Origin of the sequence: Pseudomonas sp. CCI3.1 (genome assembly GCF_034313985.1) — a bacterium.
Taxonomy (GTDB): domain Bacteria; phylum Pseudomonadota; class Gammaproteobacteria; order Pseudomonadales; family Pseudomonadaceae; genus Aquipseudomonas; species Aquipseudomonas psychrophila.
This window is the reverse complement of record NZ_JAVIWO010000001.1, coordinates 2,681,257-2,699,806: the sequence shown is the minus strand read 5'-3', so window position 1 is coordinate 2,699,806 and position 18,550 is coordinate 2,681,257. Positions and strand designations below refer to the sequence as shown.

General features: G+C 57.7%; 18 protein-coding genes. 11 read left to right on the top strand and 7 right to left on the bottom strand.

Features of this window, described 5'->3' with window-relative positions; genetic code table 11:
* Positions 1-77: 77 nt before the first annotated feature.
* On the bottom strand, positions 78-278 hold the full coding sequence (locus RGV06_RS12330) for a hypothetical protein (protein ID WP_019826214.1): 201 nt from the start codon (positions 276-278) through the stop codon (positions 78-80).
* Positions 279-685: 407 nt separating this feature from the next.
* Between RGV06_RS12330 and azu the strand changes: the two genes are divergently transcribed.
* Positions 686-1,132 carry an azurin gene (azu, locus tag RGV06_RS12325; RefSeq protein WP_016783322.1) on the top strand — a complete coding sequence of 149 codons (447 nt, stop codon included), beginning with the start codon at positions 686-688 and terminating at the stop codon, positions 1,130-1,132.
* Positions 1,133-1,190: 58 nt separating this feature from the next.
* Here azu and RGV06_RS12320 read toward each other — a convergent pair whose 3' ends face one another.
* From RGV06_RS12320 to RGV06_RS12305, 4 genes are all read right to left on the bottom strand, one after another.
* Positions 1,191-2,213: a DUF1338 domain-containing protein gene (locus RGV06_RS12320; RefSeq protein WP_322150106.1), complete on the bottom strand. Its 1,023-nt coding sequence runs from the start codon at positions 2,211-2,213 to the stop codon at positions 1,191-1,193.
* A 167-nt stretch (positions 2,214-2,380) separates the two neighbouring features.
* Complete coding sequence (gene nadE / locus RGV06_RS12315) at positions 2,381-3,208, bottom strand: ammonia-dependent NAD(+) synthetase (RefSeq protein WP_322150105.1); 828 nt, start codon at positions 3,206-3,208, stop codon at positions 2,381-2,383.
* A 3-nt stretch (positions 3,209-3,211) separates the two neighbouring features.
* Positions 3,212-4,426 (bottom strand): nicotinate phosphoribosyltransferase, encoded by a 1,215-nt coding sequence (gene pncB, locus RGV06_RS12310; protein WP_019826208.1) that lies wholly within the window; start codon positions 4,424-4,426, stop codon positions 3,212-3,214.
* A 103-nt stretch (positions 4,427-4,529) separates the two neighbouring features.
* The gene (locus RGV06_RS12305; protein WP_019826206.1) at positions 4,530-5,456 is read right to left on the bottom strand and encodes a LysR family transcriptional regulator; all 927 of its coding nucleotides are present in this window, start codon (positions 5,454-5,456) and stop codon (positions 4,530-4,532) included.
* A gap of 152 nt (positions 5,457-5,608) precedes the next feature.
* On the opposite strand from RGV06_RS12305, the gene RGV06_RS12300 reads away from it, so the two are divergent.
* The 10 genes from RGV06_RS12300 (at position 5,609) to RGV06_RS12255 (ending at position 16,577) form a co-directional block, all read left to right on the top strand.
* Positions 5,609-7,099, top strand: coding sequence for an aldehyde dehydrogenase family protein (locus RGV06_RS12300; RefSeq protein WP_046809181.1), 1,491 nt, complete (start codon positions 5,609-5,611; stop codon positions 7,097-7,099).
* Between the two features lie 174 nt (positions 7,100-7,273).
* Positions 7,274-8,557 carry an NAD(P)/FAD-dependent oxidoreductase gene (locus RGV06_RS12295; RefSeq protein ID WP_019826202.1) on the top strand — a complete coding sequence of 428 codons (1,284 nt, stop codon included), beginning with the start codon at positions 7,274-7,276 and terminating at the stop codon, positions 8,555-8,557.
* Positions 8,558-8,919: 362 nt separating this feature from the next.
* Positions 8,920-10,056, top strand: a complete 1,137-nt coding sequence (locus RGV06_RS12290) for a branched-chain amino acid ABC transporter substrate-binding protein (protein WP_019826201.1) — start codon at positions 8,920-8,922, stop codon at positions 10,054-10,056.
* A 1-nt stretch (position 10,057) separates the two neighbouring features.
* Complete coding sequence (locus tag RGV06_RS12285) at positions 10,058-10,213, top strand: hypothetical protein (protein WP_019826199.1); 156 nt, start codon at positions 10,058-10,060, stop codon at positions 10,211-10,213.
* Positions 10,214-10,222: 9 nt separating this feature from the next.
* A complete protein-coding gene (locus RGV06_RS12280) occupies positions 10,223-11,137 on the top strand; it encodes an ABC transporter permease subunit (RefSeq protein WP_019826198.1) in 915 nt (304 codons plus the stop codon).
* Between the two features lie 2 nt (positions 11,138-11,139).
* Entirely contained in the window at positions 11,140-12,423 is a 1,284-nt protein-coding gene (gene livM / locus RGV06_RS12275; protein WP_322150103.1) for a high-affinity branched-chain amino acid ABC transporter permease LivM, read from the top strand.
* Entirely contained in the window at positions 12,420-13,310 is an 891-nt protein-coding gene (locus RGV06_RS12270; protein WP_322150102.1) for an ABC transporter ATP-binding protein, read from the top strand. Before livM ends, RGV06_RS12270 begins: the two co-directional genes overlap by 4 nt.
* Positions 13,307-14,023 carry an ABC transporter ATP-binding protein gene (locus RGV06_RS12265; RefSeq protein ID WP_019826195.1) on the top strand — a complete coding sequence of 239 codons (717 nt, stop codon included), beginning with the start codon at positions 13,307-13,309 and terminating at the stop codon, positions 14,021-14,023. Before RGV06_RS12270 ends, RGV06_RS12265 begins: the two co-directional genes overlap by 4 nt.
* An 810-nt stretch (positions 14,024-14,833) precedes the next feature.
* Entirely contained in the window at positions 14,834-15,598 is a 765-nt protein-coding gene (locus RGV06_RS12260; protein WP_019826194.1) for an SDR family oxidoreductase, read from the top strand.
* A 73-nt stretch (positions 15,599-15,671) separates the two neighbouring features.
* Complete coding sequence (locus RGV06_RS12255; protein ID WP_019826192.1) at positions 15,672-16,577, top strand: cation diffusion facilitator family transporter; 906 nt, start codon at positions 15,672-15,674, stop codon at positions 16,575-16,577.
* A 45-nt stretch (positions 16,578-16,622) separates the two neighbouring features.
* Here the strand turns inward: RGV06_RS12255 and RGV06_RS12250 are convergent, their stop codons facing one another.
* Complete coding sequence (locus RGV06_RS12250; RefSeq protein ID WP_019826190.1) at positions 16,623-17,756, bottom strand: AGE family epimerase/isomerase; 1,134 nt, start codon at positions 17,754-17,756, stop codon at positions 16,623-16,625.
* 177 nt (positions 17,757-17,933) lie between these two features.
* Positions 17,934-18,542, bottom strand: a complete 609-nt coding sequence (ureG, locus tag RGV06_RS12245; RefSeq protein WP_019826189.1) for an urease accessory protein UreG — start codon at positions 18,540-18,542, stop codon at positions 17,934-17,936.
* Between the last annotated feature and the right edge of the window lie 8 nt (positions 18,543-18,550).

The window sequence follows — 18,550 nt, the reverse complement described above, 5'->3', positions numbered from 1 at the left end:
AGGATCAACAGCCGGGCTGCTGATCCTGATCACAGATCCTGTGGGCCGGGTTGTGGATAACCGGGCCTAGGTGGGGCTCAAGCGGTTGGAGCTTTATCTTCTGTGGCGCCGGTATCTTCTGCGGCGCCTTCATTTTCGGTGTCGACGTCCTGGTCCAGCTCTGTGTCTACGATGCCGCCTTCAGCAGCTGCTTTCTTGCGGGCGAGCTTTTCCTCTTTCTTCTGCTCTTTAGCCAAGTCTCTTTGACGCTTAGCGAAGTTATAGTTTGGTTTGGCCATGGGCGATCCTCTTGGGGTCGAAGGTGAGGTTAAGCGGCGCGTATTCTGCCCTGTATTAGTGCTTAGCCGTTAGCTGGGTTTTTGCAAGGTTGTACTTTGCGCTAAAAATACGACTCTACACCCACCCAAAAGACCGTTGTGGATTAAATCTCTGACCGAAGGCGGTCATGACCACAAGCACCGCAGGCATACGTGGCAAGCAAACAGGTCATCAATGCAGGAAGTCCCATTACTTATTCCCCCAATTATCAAAATGATGACCTAAGGTTATAGGCCTGAAGTCCATTTTGGGATGGATTCTCTCGATCGCGGCGATAGACCATGACGCAGATCATATGAATCGAGACAATTTTCAGGCAATCTGTATACAGATTTTAGTTTTTCATACCCTGCCTTGGAGATAGACCATGTTTGCCAAAGTTGTTGCGGTATCCCTTTTGACCCTGGCCAGCGGCCATTTGCTGGCGGCAGAGTGCGCTGTGACTGTCGATTCGACTGACCAAATGTCTTACAACACGAAAGAGATCGTCATCGACAAATCCTGCAAGACGTTCACCGTTAACCTGACGCACTCCGGCAACTTGCCGAAAAACGTCATGGGCCATAACTGGGTCTTGAGCAAAAAGGCAGACATGCAGGCAGTTTCCACCGACGGTATTGCTGCCGGTCTGGATAAAAACTACCTCAAGGACGGTGACGAGCGCGTCATTGCCCACACCAAAGTGATCGGCGCTGGCGAGAAAGACTCCGTGACCTTCGACGTGGCCAAGCTCAAGGCGGGCGAAGAATATGAGTTCTTCTGCACCTTCCCGGGCCACAACTCGATGATGAAAGGCGCTGTGGTTCTTAAATAAGACCCCGCGAGCCCTCCAGCAGCCCTGACGTGCCATGCGCCGTCAGGGCTGTTTGCATTCAGGCCTTTGAGTCGGTCATCTTGAAAATGCCCTGGGCGTTACTGCTGTCAAAGTTCAGGTCTATCAGACCGGTATCGGGGTCGACCTCGCGCTGGATAAACTCCACAAACGAGCCAGGCACGGCGTGTTCGCGGTACACCCCTGCGGCATCGATCAGGCCACGGCTGACCGTACTGGCGCGATACGCGGTTTGCATCACTCGGCCAGAGGCCGAAACTTCAATGCTGTCCTTCATCGGTCGCTGCAGGTCGCGTTGTTGTGCGACGCATGCTTCCAGGTCCAGAACCCGGTCGGTCAGGTGGTTGAAACTGTTGCCCTCAGTGGCAATCCAGGCCATTTCGGCGCTTTCATTGAGCAGGCACTGGTAGTCCGTTTCCTGCACCACCCCATGTTGGCGCCCGAATGCTTGATACAGCGCCGGCAACAACGTTTTTGCTTCGCTCAGGCTGCAATGACGGGTAAGGCTCAAGCGTCTGAGGATGCTTTCATGTTCCGGCTGCAGTGGGTCCACGCTGGAACCGACTACGCGAGAGACGGCCTGCGCAAAGGCCTCGCTGAAACGGCCGGGGTGCAGTTCCGAGACAAAGAACTGAGCGATGTCCTCGGGCAGGTCCATTTGTCTGTAGCCCCAACCGGTCATGTTCAGCTTGGTCAGTGGATAAGTTCGCACGTCAGTAAAACCCAACGGCTCGAGCAAGCGCGAAAACGCCTGACGGCCACGGGGTAACTCACCGTTAACGGGCCAGTCCACCGTGCGAATGGCACCGTGGTCAAATACCACTTTGCGACCTTGCTGGACCTGTTCTTCTACATAACGACGGCCATCCGGCACGGCTTCTACCAGCTTGTGCAGCAGGCACAGGTTCAGTGCTTCGGCCAGCCAGACCCGGTGCAGCGCCTGATCATGCCAACTGAAGCGCAGCAGGCTTTCAGGTACCTCGACATGCTTGCGCAACCAACCGGATGCCGATTGACCGAGCAAGGAATCGACAAGTGAGAACAAACCATCGAAAGAAGACATGGGGCAGGGCTCTGGCGACGAAATAGACGCCTATCAAAGCCTTTGAGTGCGGGAGCGACAAGCGAAAAAAAATGCGGGGTTCATTCCGTTTTTTCCGGGTCGCCGAAAGCCCCCACCCTAGCGTTCCAGGAGAGGGCTAGGGTGGGGGTTAAGTGTGCCCAAGGTGCTCAAGGCGCGAACGGCATCTCACGTTTGTGGTGAGTCTTTTCGTACGTACTGCTGATGATCCTGAAGGCCTCTTCGCTCACCGGTTGGCCATGTAAAAAAGCATCGATCTCGGCATAGGTCACACCGTGTGACGCTTCATCAGGCTTGCCCGGCTCCAGGTCTTCAAGGTCAGCAGTCGGGACTTTTTCCACCAACGATTCCGGGGCGCCAAAATGCCGGGCAATTGCCCGCACCTGATGCTTCACCAGGCCACTGAGCGGCGCCAGATCGCAGGAACCATCACCGAATTTGGTGAAGAAACCCATGACCGCTTCCGCTGCATGGTCAGTGCCGATCACCAGCCCGCCCGTTGCGCCGGCGATGGTGTACTGCGCCACCATGCGCATCCGCGCCTTGGTATTGCCCAGCACAAAATCAACGGTGGCCGGGGGCTTGCCTTCAAAGGCCGTGACTTCAGCCGCCAGGGCCTTGACCGCAGGGCCGATGTTGACGGTCTGGCGCTCGTCCGGATTGATGAAGTCCACAGCCGCCGTGGCATCGATTTCGTCGTGCTGCACCCCGTACGGCAAGCGCACGGCAATGAATCGATAAGACGGGTCGCCGGTCTGCTCGCGCAACTGCTGGACTGCCCGTTGTGCCATCAGCCCTGCGGTCAGTGAATCGACCCCGCCGCTGATGCCCAGTACCAGGGTCTTGAGCCTGGCATTGTGCAGGCAGCACTGAATAAAAGTGATGCGACGGGCGACCTCGGCCTCAAGGGCCGAGAGGTCTTTAAACGGCGGCTGGACCTTGAGGTCTTGAGCAATCTGACGCTGTACGGCCTGCATGATTCACTCCTTGGAAGACTGTTCAGGAACTTGGAAAACGTGGCGCAAATAGGCGGCGAAGTTTGGGTCCGAGCAATGGGTCTTGCCCGGCTCATCCGAGATCTTGGCCACTGGCGAGCCATTACAGGCGGTCATTTTAAGCACGATGCTCATCGGCTCAACACCCGGAATGTCGCAGGTCAGGTTGGTGCCGATACCGAAGCTGACGTTGATCCTGCCGCGCAGTGCCCGGAAAATCTCCAGCGCGCGGGGCAGGGTCAGGCTGTCGGAGAACACCAGGGTCTTGCTCATCGGATCAATGCCCAGCTTGTGGTAGTGGGCTATGCATTTTTCAGCCCATACAACCGGGTCACCCGAGTCGTGGCGCAAGCCGTCGAACAGCTTGGCAAAGTACAGATCAAAGTCTTTCAGAAAGGCGTCGGTGGTGATGCAGTCCGTCAGGGCAATGCCCAGCAGCCCACGGTACTCACGCACCCAGCAATCGAGCGCTGCGCTCTGACTGTCGATCAGCCGGGGGCCCAGTTGCTGGTGGGCCATGATCCATTCGTGGGCCATGGTGCCCAAGGGCTTCATGTCCAGCTCGCGGGACAGGTTGACGTTGCTGGTGCCGACAAAGCGTCCGGGGAAGTCATGCTTGAGCACGCTGACCACTTCTTCCTGCACGCGATACGAAAAACGTCGGCGAGTGCCGAAATCGGCGACCTGCAACTCGGACAATTCTTCAGCACTGGCGTTGGCCTGCAACCAGTCAAACTTGCGGTACAGCTGTTCGCGGGCCTGGGACAGCACCGTGTCTGCATAGCGCGAGCGGTTACGTACTTCGCTGACAATCGCCAGCATTGGTACTTCAAACAAAATCACATGCAGCCACGGCCCTCGCAGGCGGATAACCAGCTCGCCGTTTTCGATAGCGGTGTGCACGTAGCGCATATTGAAGCGAAACAGGCCCAGAAAGCGTATGAAGTCGGGCTTCATAAACGTGATTCGTTCCAGGAACCCCAACTGGTCCTGAGTCATGCTCAGCTCGCCCAGGCGTTCGATCTGGTGGCGAATCTCGTTGAGGTAAGGTCGTAAATCCTCACTGTTGCGGCAGCGGAATTCCCACTCGACTTCAACGTTGGGGTAGTTGTGCAGCACCGCCTGCATCATGGTCAATTTGTAGAAGTCGGTGTCGAGCAGGTTCTGCACGATGCGATCGGCAAATACACTCTCGCTCATAGCGGCAATCTCCATGCTGCCCGTGCCTTATTGCCACGGTGTTCAGCTTTTTCAATGAATGGCGCTAGTGGCGCATATCCGCAGGCGGTTATGCCAGCGGTTTTTAGGGTTGAAGCCTGTTTCTACCCTCGGGGAGCGGGTCATTCAGTTGCTCCATCATCCAGCTCACAAACGCGCGCACCTTTGGCACGCCTGCCGAATGCTCAGGATACGCCAGGTAATAGGAGTCATGACTCGGCATCAGGTGCTGCCAGGCGATGACCAGTTTGCCGTCGGCCAATTCCTCTTCCACCAGAAACCTGGGTAGCAAGGCTACGCCACACCCCACTTGTGCCGCACGGATGCACATATAAAAGGTATCAAAGCGCGGCCCGTGATAGCTGTGGTCGGTGCAAAAGCCCTGATGCTCAAACCATTCGTGCCATGCCTGCGGCCGCGAGGCGTTTTGCAACAGCACCAGATCGGTGAGTTGGGTCGGGTCGGTGAACGTAGTGCGGGGCAGGCTCGCGGGTGCGCACACCGCGACCAGTTCTTCGCCAAACAGCTTCAGGCTTTCGGTACCGGGTCGTGAGCCCTGGCCAAAATAAAACGCCAGATCGCTGCGCCCTTGCAGCAGGTCGTCGCCTTGCTGCTCGTTGCACAGGTCCAGGTGGATATGCGGATGGCGTATGCCCCAACCCTTGAGTCGCGGTACCAGCCAGCGTGCACCGAAGGTTGAAGGCGTCGAAACCCGCAGGACCTCCGTTTCGCCGCCATAGGAGCGCAGGGTATGAGTCGACATTTCGATCTGGGTCAGGATTTTTCGGACTTCTACCAGATACAAATCACCCGCGGGCGTCAGCTGCAAGCGGCGTCGCACCCGGCGAAACAGCAAGTGCTGCAACAGTTCCTCCAGCTGCGCGACCTGTTTGCTGACAGCACTTTGGGTCAGGTTCAGCTCTTCGGCCGCGCGGGTGAAGCTCAAATGGCGAGTGACGGCTTCAAAACACTGCAACGCCGTGATCGAGGGTAAATGGCGCTTGTTGAGCATGAAAGGCCCCTAATTCTTGTTGTCAGGCAAGGTTACCAACGCAGCATGAATTTTCGGAATGATATCTCGCTTAAAGGTCGTTTGTTGCAGCAATGCCGGCCAGCTACAACTAAAGGCCTGTGAAACATTTTTCTGCTCAAGGAGTGTCTTCAATGGTTGCTGCATTACTGGATCGTCTGGGTGTGAACCCCGCGCTGTACCAACAGGGCACTCAGCCGGTTTACACGCCGGTTGATGGCAGCCAGATAGGCGCTGTGCACTGGGAAGGTGCTGCCGAAACCGAGCAGCACGTGACCCGCGCCGAGCACGCATTCGAGGCCTGGCGCAAGGTGCCGGCTCCGCGCCGTGGAGAGCTGGTCCGTCAATTCGGTGATTTGCTGCGTGAATACAAGGCTGATCTGGGTGAGCTGGTGTCGTGGGAAGCGGGCAAAATCACCCAGGAAGGTCTGGGCGAAGTGCAGGAAATGATCGACATTTGCGACTTCGCCGTCGGCCTGTCGCGTCAGCTTTACGGTTTGACCATTGCTTCCGAGCGCCCAGGCCATCATATGCGTGAGACCTGGCACCCGCTGGGCGTGGTCGGGGTGATCAGTGCATTCAACTTCCCCGTGGCTGTCTGGGCCTGGAATACCGCTCTGGCGCTGGTATGCGGAAACGCGGTGATCTGGAAACCGTCCGAGAAAACTCCGCTCACCGCGCTGGCTTGCCAGGCATTGTTTGATCGGGTCCTGAATTCATTCACCGACGCTCCCAAGTACCTGGCTCAAGTGATTATCGGCGGTCGTGATGCGGGTCAGGCCCTGGTGGAAGACCCGCGTGTGGCACTGATCAGCGCTACCGGCAGCACGCGCATGGGGCGTGAAGTGGCGCCCATAGTCGCGGCCCGCTTTGCCCGCAGCATTCTGGAGCTGGGCGGTAACAACGCAATGATCCTGGCCCCGAGCGCCGATCTGGATATGGCCGTACGCGCCATTCTGTTCAGTGCCGTGGGTACCGCCGGCCAGCGTTGCACCAGCTTGCGCCGCCTGATTGCCCACGAATCGGTCAAGGAAGAAATCGTCACTCGGCTCAAGGCCGCCTATTCCAAAGTCCGTATCGGCCACCCGCTGCAAGGCAACCTGGTGGGGCCGCTGATCGACAAGCACAGCTTTGAAAACATGCAGGACGCACTGGAGCAGGCCCTGAGCGAAGGCGGGCGAGTGTTTGGTGGTGAGCGTCAACTGGCCGGCCAGTATCCCGGCGCTTACTACGTAGCCCCGGCCATTGTTGAAATGCCGGAGCAGAGCGATGTGGTATGCGACGAAACCTTCGCCCCGATTTTGTACGTGGTTGGTTACCGCGACTTTGCCGAGGCTTTGCGCCTGAATAACGCCGTACCCCAGGGCTTGTCGTCATGCATCTTCACCACCGACGTGCGTGAGGCCGAGCAATTCATGTCTGCCACCGGCAGTGACTGCGGGATTGCCAACGTCAACATCGGCCCAAGTGGCGCGGAGATTGGCGGTGCTTTCGGTGGCGAGAAAGAAACGGGTGGCGGTCGCGAGTCGGGTTCTGATGCGTGGCGCGGCTACATGCGTCGCCAGACCAATACCGTCAATTACTCGCTGGAACTGCCGTTGGCCCAGGGGATTACCTTCGATTGAGGTAAGCCCTGAGTCACCTGTGGTGGGAGGATACGGTGGGAGCGGGCTTGCTCGCGATAGCATCGCTGCGGTCTGCCAGCCAGACCGAGTTGTCTGCATCGCGAGCAAGCCCGCTCCCACACCCGTTGCGCCCATGATTGCATCACCGTTAGGTTTCATTTCTGGAGCTTGGCAATGCCTTTACTCGAACAGTGTTTGTGGGAAAACCTCACCCCACAACGTCCTCAGGCGCCCACTTTCAAGGGCGAACTGAATGTTGATGTGTGTGTGATTGGGGCTGGCATCACCGGACTGTCGGCCGCCATCCATTTGCTTGAACAGGGCAAAAGCGTCTGTGTGCTGGAAGCGCATCGCACCGGTCACGGCGGTTCGGGGCGTAACGTGGGGTTGGTCAATGCCGGGATGTGGATCCCGCCGGATGACATTGAGGCGGGCTTCGGCGAAGCCGTGGGCAGCCAGCTCAATCGCATGCTCGGGGCAGCGCCTGCGCTGGTATTCAGCCTGATCGACAAATACCGGATCGACTGCCAGTTGCGCCGCGAAGGCACGTTGCACATGGCCCATAACGCCCGGGGCGAAGCCGATTTGCGCAGCCGCGAAGCGCAATGGAAGCGGCGCGGAGCACCGGTTGAACTGCTCACAGGTGCTGCGTGCGAAGCTGCCACCGGCACCCCGAAAATCGCCGCGGCCTTGCTCGACCGGCGTGCGGGGACACTCAACCCGATGGCTTACACCTCGGGCCTGGCCAAGGCTGCCAGTGATCTGGGCGGGCGTCTGTTTGACCATTCGCCAGTCACCGGGTTAGAGCGCCAGGGCACACGCTGGTCAGTAGAGACTGCTCAGGGTGCGGTCAGTGCTGAACAGGTGGTGCTGGCGTCCAATGCCTACACCGAAGGTGAATGGACTGACCTGCGACGTAACTTCTTCCCTGGTTACTACTATCAGGTCGCCTCCAAACCACTGACCGATGCCACCGCCGAACGCATCCTGCCCGGTGGCCAGGGTTCGTGGGACACGCGTCAGGTATTGAGCAGCATCCGCCGCGATGCAGATGGCCGTTTATTGTTGGGCAGCCTGGGTAACGGCAATCAAAAACCTGCGTGGTTTCTAAAGGCCTGGGCCGATCGCGTTCAACAGCATTACTTTCCGTACCTCAAGGGCGTGGAGTGGGAGTGCACCTGGACCGGTTGCATCGCCTTTACGCCTGACCACCTGATGCGTTTATTCGAGCCAGCGCCCGGTTTGGTGGCAGTGACGGGATACAACGGCCGTGGCGTGACCACGGGCAGCGTGGTGGGAAAGGCGTTTGCCGACTACCTGTGCAACGGCGATGCGAAGGCCTTGCCGATTCCTTTTGCGCCGATGCGGCCGCTCTCTGGGACGGGGTTGCGCAGCTGTTTGTACGAAGCCGGTTTCTCGCTGTATCACGCCGGCCAATGTTTGAGAATTGTGATCTGAAGAGGTTTTTTTCGGGCGGCACAGCGTTTCGCTGGCCAGCAGCTAGCCTTTAGTGGTGCTGCTTGTAGCAGTCATGCACCGAGAGTGTGCAGTTCGGTGACGCAGCTGGTTACAAGTGGGTTGCACAATGCAGGGCAACCCGGTTGCAACGTTTGTCGTGACCGGTTGCGCCTTCAATGACTTAGCGGTTTCACCTTCCTCGGTTTAGACGGTTGCACGCCCAATGAAAATGGGCTCGAAACAGTCGATAAAACAACAAAAGAACGACTTTTTTAAGAATAAAAAGCCAATGGCACGCGGCTTGCTCTGAGCTTTACGTGAAGTCGAAGTGCCATCTAATAAAACCTCAGGAGCACCACCTCATGTCGCAGACGTTCTACAAGAAAGGTTTTCTGGCCCTCGCAGTGGCAGCAGCGCTGGGTGTTTCTTCGTTTGTTCAGGCGGATCTTAAGATCGGTGTAGCGGGGCCGATGACTGGCGCTAACGCGGCATTTGGCGAGCAGTACATGAAGGGTGCAAAAGCGGCAGCGGACAAGATCAACGCAGCCGGCGGTGTTAATGGCGAGAAAATCGTTCTGGTCGCAGGGGACGACGCGTGCGAGCCCAAACAGGCCGTTGCTGTTGCCAACCGATTGGTCGATCAGGACAAAGTGGCCGGTGTAGTAGGGCACTTCTGTTCTTCATCCACCATCCCAGCCTCTGAGGTGTACGCCGATGCTGGCGTGATAGCGATTACACCGGGCTCAACCAACCCGGCAGTGACCGAGCGTGGCTTGAGCGCCATGTTCCGCATGTGCGGGCGTGATGACCAGCAAGGCATTGTGGCGGCGGACTACATTGTCGACGTGCTCAAAGGCAAAAAAGTGGCCGTGCTGCACGACAAGGACACCTATGGCCAAGGCCTGGCGGATGCCACCAAGGCACAGTTGGTCAAACGCGGCGTGACTCCCGTGTTGTATGAAGGCCTGACCCGTGGCGAAAAAGACTTCAGCGCCGTCGTCACCAAAATTCGCTCAAACGGCGCCGATGTCGTGTACTTCGGTGGTTTACACCCGGAAGCGGGTCCCCTGGTGCGCCAACTGCGTGAGCAGGGCCTCAAGGACGTGAAATTCATGTCCGATGATGGTGTGGTTACCGATGAACTGGTCACCACTGCAGGCGGCCCTCAGTACGTTGACGGCGTGTACATGACCTTCGGCGCCGATCCGCGCCTGCTGCCAGACAGCAAGGCCGTGGTTGAAGAGTTCCGCAAGGCAGGCACTGAGCCTGAGGGCTACACCCTGTACGCCTATGCTTCGGTTCAAGCCCTGGCTGACGCCTTCAATGGTGCCAAGTCCAATAAAGGTGAAGACGCCGCCAAGTGGCTCAAGGCCAACCCGGTTAAAACCGTGATGGGCGAGAAGTCCTGGGACAGCAAAGGTGACCTCAAAGTCTCCGACTATGTGGTGTACCAGTGGGACAAGGACGGCAAATATCACCAGCTGGAAAAACAGAAGTGAGATGAATCACTCACCTGACGCCAGCTTCGGCTGGCATCAGGTGGGAATGTATCTGCATCACCTGTCTTCTTTTCCAGGAGTCGCGCGCACCCTGCCAGCCAAGTTGTCCTCAGACGGCGTGGCTGGCGTGCGTCTGCGCAATGGCTCAAGTGCGTGAGATTGCGTTATGGACGGTATTTTCCTACAGCAACTGCTGAACGGCCTGACCCTCGGGTCTGTCTACGGCCTGATCGCCATCGGCTACACAATGGTTTATGGCATCATCGGCATGATCAACTTCGCCCACGGCGAGGTGTACATGATCTCTGCTTACCTGGCGGCGATCAGTCTGGCTCTGTTGGCATACTTCGGTATTGAATCCTTCCCGCTGCTGATGTTGGGCACCCTGATTTTCACGGTTGTGGTCACGGGTGTGTATGGCTGGGTGATTGAGCGCGTGGCCTACAAACCCCTGCGTAACTCCACACGGCTGGCGCCGCTGATCAGCGCCATCGGTATTTCCCTGATTCTGCAAAACTATGTACAAATCGCCCAGGGCTCGCGCCAGCAGGGTGTTCCTACGTTGCTCAGTGGCGCCTGGCGCGTCGATATCGGCACAGGTTTTGTACAACTGACCTACACCAAAGTCTTCATTCTGCTCGCGGCCTTCGTGGGCATGGGCCTGCTGACCTACATCATCAAATACACCAAGCTGGGCCGCATGTGCCGCGCCACCCAACAAGACCGCAAGATGGCGTCCATCCTTGGGATCAACACCGATCGGGTGATCTCCTACGTGTTTGTGATAGGTGCAGCCATGGCCGCACTGGCCGGTGTGCTGATCACCATGAACTACGGCACGTTCGACTTCTATGCCGGTTTCATCATCGGGATCAAGGCGTTCACCGCGGCGGTACTCGGCGGGATTGGATCACTGCCCGGCGCCATGCTCGGCGGGATCATCCTGGGTATTTCCGAGTCGCTTTTTGCCGGGTTGATTAACTCGGATTACAAGGACGTGTTCAGTTTCTCACTGCTGGTGCTGATTCTGATTTTCCGTCCCCAAGGCCTGCTGGGTCGTCCTCTCGTGGCGAAGGTGTAAGTATGTCTGTAGCCATTAATAAACCGATTGATATCAAAAAAAGCGTCATCGATTCGATCCTGGCCGGGTTGATTTCATTGATTGTGTTCGGCCCTATCGTGGGGGTAGTGCTCGACGGCTATAGCTTCAACTTGCAGCCTGCCCGGGTGGGCTGGCTGGTGGCAATCGTGATGATCGGGCGCTTTGCCCTGAGCCTGTTTTTACAGACGTCCAAGGGCCTGAAAATCCTTCAGGGCTTTGAGTCCTCAGGCTCCGGCGTGCATGTGCTGGCGCCGGACTACAAGTCCCGACTGCGCTGGATTGTGCCGCTGCTGATCGTGATTGCTATCGTGTTCCCGTTTTTCGCCAACAAATACCTGCTGACCGTGGTGATCCTGGGCCTGATCTATGTGCTGCTCGGGCTTGGGCTGAACATCGTAGTCGGCCTGGCCGGTTTGCTCGATCTGGGGTATGTCGCGTTCTATGCGATTGGTGCATATGGCTTGGCGTTGGGCTATCAGTATCTGGGGCTGGGTTTCTGGACGGTGCTGCCGCTGGCGGCTATTGCGGCGGCGATGGCGGGGTGCATTCTCGGGTTCCCGGTGTTGCGAATGCATGGCGACTACCTGGCCATCGTGACCCTGGGTTTTGGTGAAATCATTCGTCTGGTCCTCAATAACTGGCTGTCGTTTACCGGTGGTCCAAACGGTATGCCGGTGCCATCGCCGACCTTCTTCGGGCTTGAGTTCGGCCGTCGCGCCAAAGATGGCGGGGTGCCGTTTCATGAGTTCTTCGGCCTGGAATACAACCCCAATATCAAGTTCCTGTTTATCTATATTGTGTTGTTCCTGGTGGTGCTGCTGGTGCTGTACATCAAGCACCGTCTTACCCGCATGCCGATTGGCCGCGCCTGGGAAGCGCTGCGCGAAGATGAAATCGCCTGCCGCTCCATGGGCCTGAACCATGTGCTGGTCAAACTTTCTGCGTTCACCATTGGTGCTTCCACGGCGGGTCTGGCCGGGGTGTTCTTCGCCAGCTATCAAGGTTTTGTGAACCCGTCTTCGTTTACCTTCTTTGAGTCGGCCTTGATCCTCGCGATTGTGGTGCTCGGCGGCATGGGTTCAACGGTGGGTGTGGTGATCGCGGCCTTCGTGCTGACTGTGGCTCCTGAACTGCTGCGCAGCTTTGCCGAATACCGGGTGTTGCTGTTTGGTGTCTTGATGGTGTTGATGATGATCTGGCGACCACGAGGCCTGATCCGCATCAGCCGTGTCGGTGTTACGCTACGCAAGGGGGTCGCGCCATGAACGAGCCCACTCTGAATGACGACGTTGTGCTCTCGGTCGATAAACTGATGATGCACTTTGGCGGGATCAAGGCCCTGAGCGATGTGAGCCTGAAGGTCAAGCGCAACTCGATCTTTGCCCTGATCGGCCCCAACGGTGCCGGTAAAACCACCGTCTTCAACTGCCTGACCGGCTTCTACAAGGCCAGCGGCGGCAAGATCGAGCTCAATGCCCGAGGCACTCGCACCAACGTCATCAAGTTGTTGGGCGAGCCCTTCAAACTGGCTGACTTTGTATCGCCCAAGGCGTTCGCCAGCCGTCTGTACTACAAAATGTTCGGTGGTACCCACCTGGTCAACCGCTCAGGCCTGGCCCGCACCTTTCAGAACATTCGTCTGTTCAAGGAAATGTCGGTACTGGAAAACCTGCTGGTGGCCCAGCACATGTGGGTCAACCGCAACATGCTCGCCGGTATCCTCAACACCAAGGGCTATCGCAAGGCCGAAAGCGATGCGCTGGACCACGCGTTCTACTGGCTGGAGGTGGTCGACCTGGTGGACTGCGCCAACCGCTTGGCCGGTGAATTGTCCTACGGCCAACAGCGGCGTCTGGAGATTGCCCGGGCCATGTGTACCCGTCCGCAAATCATCTGTCTGGACGAACCTGCGGCAGGCCTCAACCCGCAGGAAACCGAAGCGCTGAGCGGGATGATTCGCCTGCTGCGTGATGAACACGACCTGACCGTGGTGCTGATTGAGCACGACATGGGCATGGTCATGAGTATTTCCGATCACATCGTGGTGCTCGACCACGGTAACGTGATCGCCGAGGGCGGGCCTGAAGCCATCCGTAATGACCCCAAAGTGATTGCTGCCTACCTCGGCGCAGATGAAGAGGAGCTGATATGACGAGCACGATCCTCGAACTCAAGGAGCTGGACGTTCACTACGGGCCGATCCAGGCGTTGAAAAAAGTCTCGATGCACATTGAAGAGGGTGAAACCGTGAGCCTGATCGGCTCCAACGGTGCGGGAAAATCTACGCTGCTGATGTCGATTTTTGGCCAGCCCCGTGCCAGCGGTGGACAAATCATCTACCAGGGCGTGGACATTACCCACAAATCCTCGCACTACATTGCCTCCAACGGTATCGCCCAGTCGCCGGAGGGCCGCCGCGTGTTTCCAGACATGTCGGTTGAAGAAAACTTGTTGATGGGCACCATTCCCATTGGCGACAAGCATGCTGACGAGGACATGCAGCGCATGTTCGAGTTGTTCCCAAGGCTCAAGGAGCGGCGTAACCAGAGGGCCATGACCATGTCGGGCGGCGAGCAGCAAATGCTCGCCATCGCCCGCGCACTGATGAGCCGGCCCAAGCTGTTATTGCTGGATGAACCCAGCCTGGGGTTGGCGCCCATCGTGGTGAAGCAGATTTTTGCCACCCTGCGCGAATTGGCCACCACCGGGATGACCATCTTCCTTGTCGAGCAGAACGCCAACCACGCCCTGCGTTTATCGGATCGTGCCTATGTAATGGTCAACGGCGAAATCCGCCTGACGGGTACCGGCAAGGAACTGCTGAGTAACGAAGAAGTGCGCAACGCTTATCTGGGCGGGCACTAGCAGGCATTTCACACCTCTCTGTGGGAGCGGGCTTGCCCGCGATGGTATCGCTGCGGTTTTTCTGAAGTACCGCGTCGATGCCATCGCGAGCAAGCCCGCTCCCACATGTCTTTTGTCAGACAATTCCCTCCCTGAATCACCCCCGCCCTGAATTGTGGAAAACAATATTGCACTTCTGTGAAACCGCGACATAAAGCCGCTGTAAATCCCTGTTTTGTCATCATTTTGACTTGTCCCCGTTTGCTGTGGAGGTGGCTGTGGGTAACGTGGGAGTAGTTGGCTGTAGGCCACGTCCTACAAGGGCTGTAGAGATGTGGTTGTTTTCTGATCAGCGGTTTTTCCCTGACTCTCCGGGTGATTTGTCAACAGGTTTGTTTGCTTATAAAGAGCGTCTGGAAATAATGACTAACCTGTGGATAAGTCTGTGGTTAAACTCTGGAAAGAATGCGCTAGGCGGTGTAATTGCTGGCTTCTGGCTATCTGCCGGGTTTCCCTTGGTTGCACCTTTTTGGGGCGGCTGCATGTGGGGCGTGTCCAGGTCAAGTCAAAAACACCTTTCCCTACGCTCAATCCCTTGTGAGTCGCGGCTTTAAGCATTGTCGACTTACACCCAAAGACTGTGGACGGGCCTGTGGATAAGGTGAGTGCATATGGCTCCAGCCCTTATGCACAGTGGCTTGCCGAAGAATGATCATTTTTCGTACAGCGCTGAGGTGAATACACAGCGGGTTGCCGCTGAACGCCAGCCGGGGCATTCTGCTCAACGTCCAATTCAATGGCGGCCGATGCCCGCCAGCCAAGGAGAACACGATGACTTCCACCCTGTTTATTACGGGCGCGACTTCCGGATTTGGTGAGGCGTGTGCGCGCAAGTTTGCACAAGCAGGCTGGAAACTGGTGCTGACGGGTCGGCGCGAAGATCGTTTGAAAGCACTGTGCGAAGAATTGTCAAAGCAGACCGAGGTCCACGGCTTGGTAGTGGACGTGCGTGACCGTGCAGCGATGGAGGCGGCGATTGCCGATCTGCCACCTTCGTTCAGCAAGTTGCGTGGGCTTATCAACAATGCTGGCCTGGCGCTGGGCACCGATCCGGCGCCCAAGTGTGACCTCGATGACTGGGAAACCATGGTCGACACCAACATCAAGGGGCTGCTCTACACGACTCGCCTGCTGCTGCCACGGCTGATTGCCTACGGTCGCGGTGCCGGAATCGTCAACCTGGGTTCCATCGCCGGCAGCTACCCATACCCTGGCAGCCACGTGTATGGCGGCACCAAGGCGTTCGTAAAACAGTTCTCCCTGAACCTGCGTTGCGACTTGCAAGGCACGGGTGTACGGGTCAGCAACGTCGAGCCAGGCCTGTGCGAGAGCGAGTTCTCCATGGTGCGCTTTGGCGGTGACAAGGAACGTTACGACGCCACCTACCAGGGTGCTGAGCCGATTCAGCCCCAGGACATCGCCGAGACCATTTTCTGGGTGCTCAATACCCCGGCCCACATCAACATCAACCGCCTTGAACTGATGCCTGTCACGCAGTCCTGGAGCGGTTTTGCCATCGAACGCCACGCCAAGTAGTAAACTCACGCCTGGCAGCCCACCTGCGACCTCCTGAGGGGGTCGCATCCAATCGGGCTGAAAAGGAGTTTTTGTGAGTAACCGTGGTGAGCAGAAACTGCTCAAGCAATCGACGTTTTTAATGTTCGCGGTGGCCATTGCGGGCATTGCGACGGGTTTTATTTCGGGTTCTGAATCCATCATGTTCGATGGGTTCTTCTCTTTGATAGCGACCTTCATCAAAGTACTCATGCTGATTACGGCGCAACTGATCGCCAAGGAAAGCAATCAGCGTTTCCAGTTCGGCTTCTGGCACCTTGAACCCATGGTGCTGTTGATCGAAGGCAGCTTCCTGTTATTGATTGCGATCTATGCCTTTCTTAACGGCGTGTTCGGCATCATCAATGGTGGACGCGATATCGAGCTGGGGATGGTGATTGTTTACGCGGCGGTGTTTACCGTGATCGAGTTTGCATACTACTTCTGGGTGCGGCGCAAAAACCGCAAGCTCAAGTCCACCCTGATCCAGTTCGACAACATCAGTTGGCTGGTGGACGCCATGCTGTCGGTGGGGCTGTTGATAAGTTTCATCACGGCTCTGGTGCTCAAGCAGCAAGGTTATGCACAGTGGGCGGCTTACGTTGACCCGGCGATCCTGATTTTGCTGGCGCTGAGCATGTTGGCCCCGGCGTTCAAAATCCTTAAGCCAGCCTTGCGAGATGTACTGGGGATAGCCCCGGACAAACTCGATGACAAAGTACGCGACGTGCTCGAAGACATGTCGTCGCGCCACGGTTTTGAGGGTTATAAAACCTACGTGCAGAAGCATGGACGGGCGCGGTTTATCGAGATTCATATCGTGTTGCCAGTGGGTTATCCACTGACCAGCGTGAAAACGCTCGATGCGTTGCGCGAGGAAATATCCGAGTTACTGGGGGCTGCTGACAGTGCTCGCTGGCTCACCATCAGCTTTACCGGTGATCGTAAGTGGATTGCGTGATTTGAAAACCCCCTCTCCCTCCGGGAGAAGGGGAGGGCAAAAGCGTCAACCGAAATACTGCGCCAACCCGCTGTAGCACGTCGCCAGGTGATACGGCGTGGTTGACGGCATGTCTTCGCGGCTGACATTTCCCGCGTCATCCCGACATTCATACCAGCCACCGGCATGTAAAAACTGCTGTTGCAGCGCCAGGAGCTGGCGTTGCAGACGTGGCTGGCTGTCCGGGCGCAAGGTCAGGGCGCGCAGGTACTCGGCTTGCGCCCAGATGCGCTGGGTGCCATCGCGCAGGCTGCCATCAGGAGCCAGCATGCCGCAGACCGCACCGCTCTGCGGGTCGACGCCCACCTGCTCGGCAAAGCCGAAAGCACGATCCAGTGACCCGTGCAGCGGTGTCTGGCGCAGCAGTGGCGAAGATTCCAGCAAAAAGTACCACTCAAACTGATGGCCCGGCTCAAACCAGTTATCCACAGCCCCGCGCGGTTTTTCGAGCATGACGTTATGCACAGGCTCGATAAAACGCTGCTGCATGGCATCGGCCAGTGCGAGCAGAGCGCCATGCACCGGTGCATCGTCGCGCACCGACAGGGTGGCCAAAAATGCTTCAGCCAAGTGCATCAACGGGTTTTGCAGGGGGCCGGTATTCAGTGACGACCAGTCGCGATCCAGGCTGGCCTCGTACAGACCGCTACCATCACTGAAACGCTCGGCCACCACTTCCAGCGCCCCATTGAGCGCCGACTCCACCAGTGGTTCGCGCACTTTGGCCCAGTAATGGGCGCAGGCGAAGATGATAAAGGCGTGGGTGTAGAGGTCTTTGCGTTGATCCAGCGGCGCGCCGTCAGGGTCGATGCTATAGAACCAGCCACCGTGTTCGGCGTCGTGAAAATGCTGGTGCAGCGAGCGGAACAGCGCCGCGGCGCGTTCAGCGGCGTCGGGGAACGCCGGGTCATCGATCAAGCTGGCGAACAGATACAGTTGCCGCGCGCAGGCCATGGCGCGATAGCGCTGAGGTGGCAACGGCCGATGCTCGGGGCTGAGCGCCTCGAAGGGCAGCGCCAGTTCGGCATTCCAGCCGGGGCCTTGCCAGAGCGGCACAATGACCTGGCGAAAATGCTGCTGAACGGCCGCAAACGTGGCGGTCAGTTCATGCGGGAAGTCGGAGCTGGCTACATCAGGCATCGGCGGGCGTCGTCACGGCTGGGGCGTTTGCGCGACATGATACACCGTGATTCGCTGGATGATCTCAACTCTGATGTGGGGTCGGGAATGTGGGAGCGAGCCTGCTCGCGATGGCATCACTGCGGTTTGCCTGAAGTACCGCATCGTTCCCATCGCGAGCAGGCTCGCTCCCACAGGTTAAATCAACAACCCCTGACGCTCGATAAACGCCACGATGGCATCCAGGCCAAGTCCGGTCTTTTGGTTGCTGAATACAAACGGCTTCTCACCGCGCATCCGCCGCGTGTCGCTGTCCATCAGCTCCAGCGATGCGCCCACCAGTGGCGCCAGATCGATCTTGTTGATCACCAGCAAGTCCGATTTACAGATCCCCGGCCCTCCCTTGCGCGGTAATTTATCCCCGGCAGACACGTCGATCACGTAGATCGTCAGGTCGGACAGTTCCGGGCTGAAGGTGGCCGACAAGTTATCCCCACCCGATTCCACCAGGATCAAATCCAGCCCTGGAAAACGACGGTTCAACTGATCCACGGCTTCCAGATTGATCGACGCATCTTCACGAATCGCCGTGTGCGGGCAACCGCCGGTTTCAACCCCGATAATGCGCTCCGGGGCCAATGCTTCGTTGCGCACCAGAAAGTCGGCATCTTCACGGGTGTAGATGTCGTTGGTGACGACAGCCAGGTTGTACTTTTCGCGCAACGCCAGGCACAGGGCCAGGGTAAGCGCGGTTTTGCCGGAGCCCACCGGGCCACCGATGCCAACACGCAAAGGCTGTGTGTTCATTACATTCT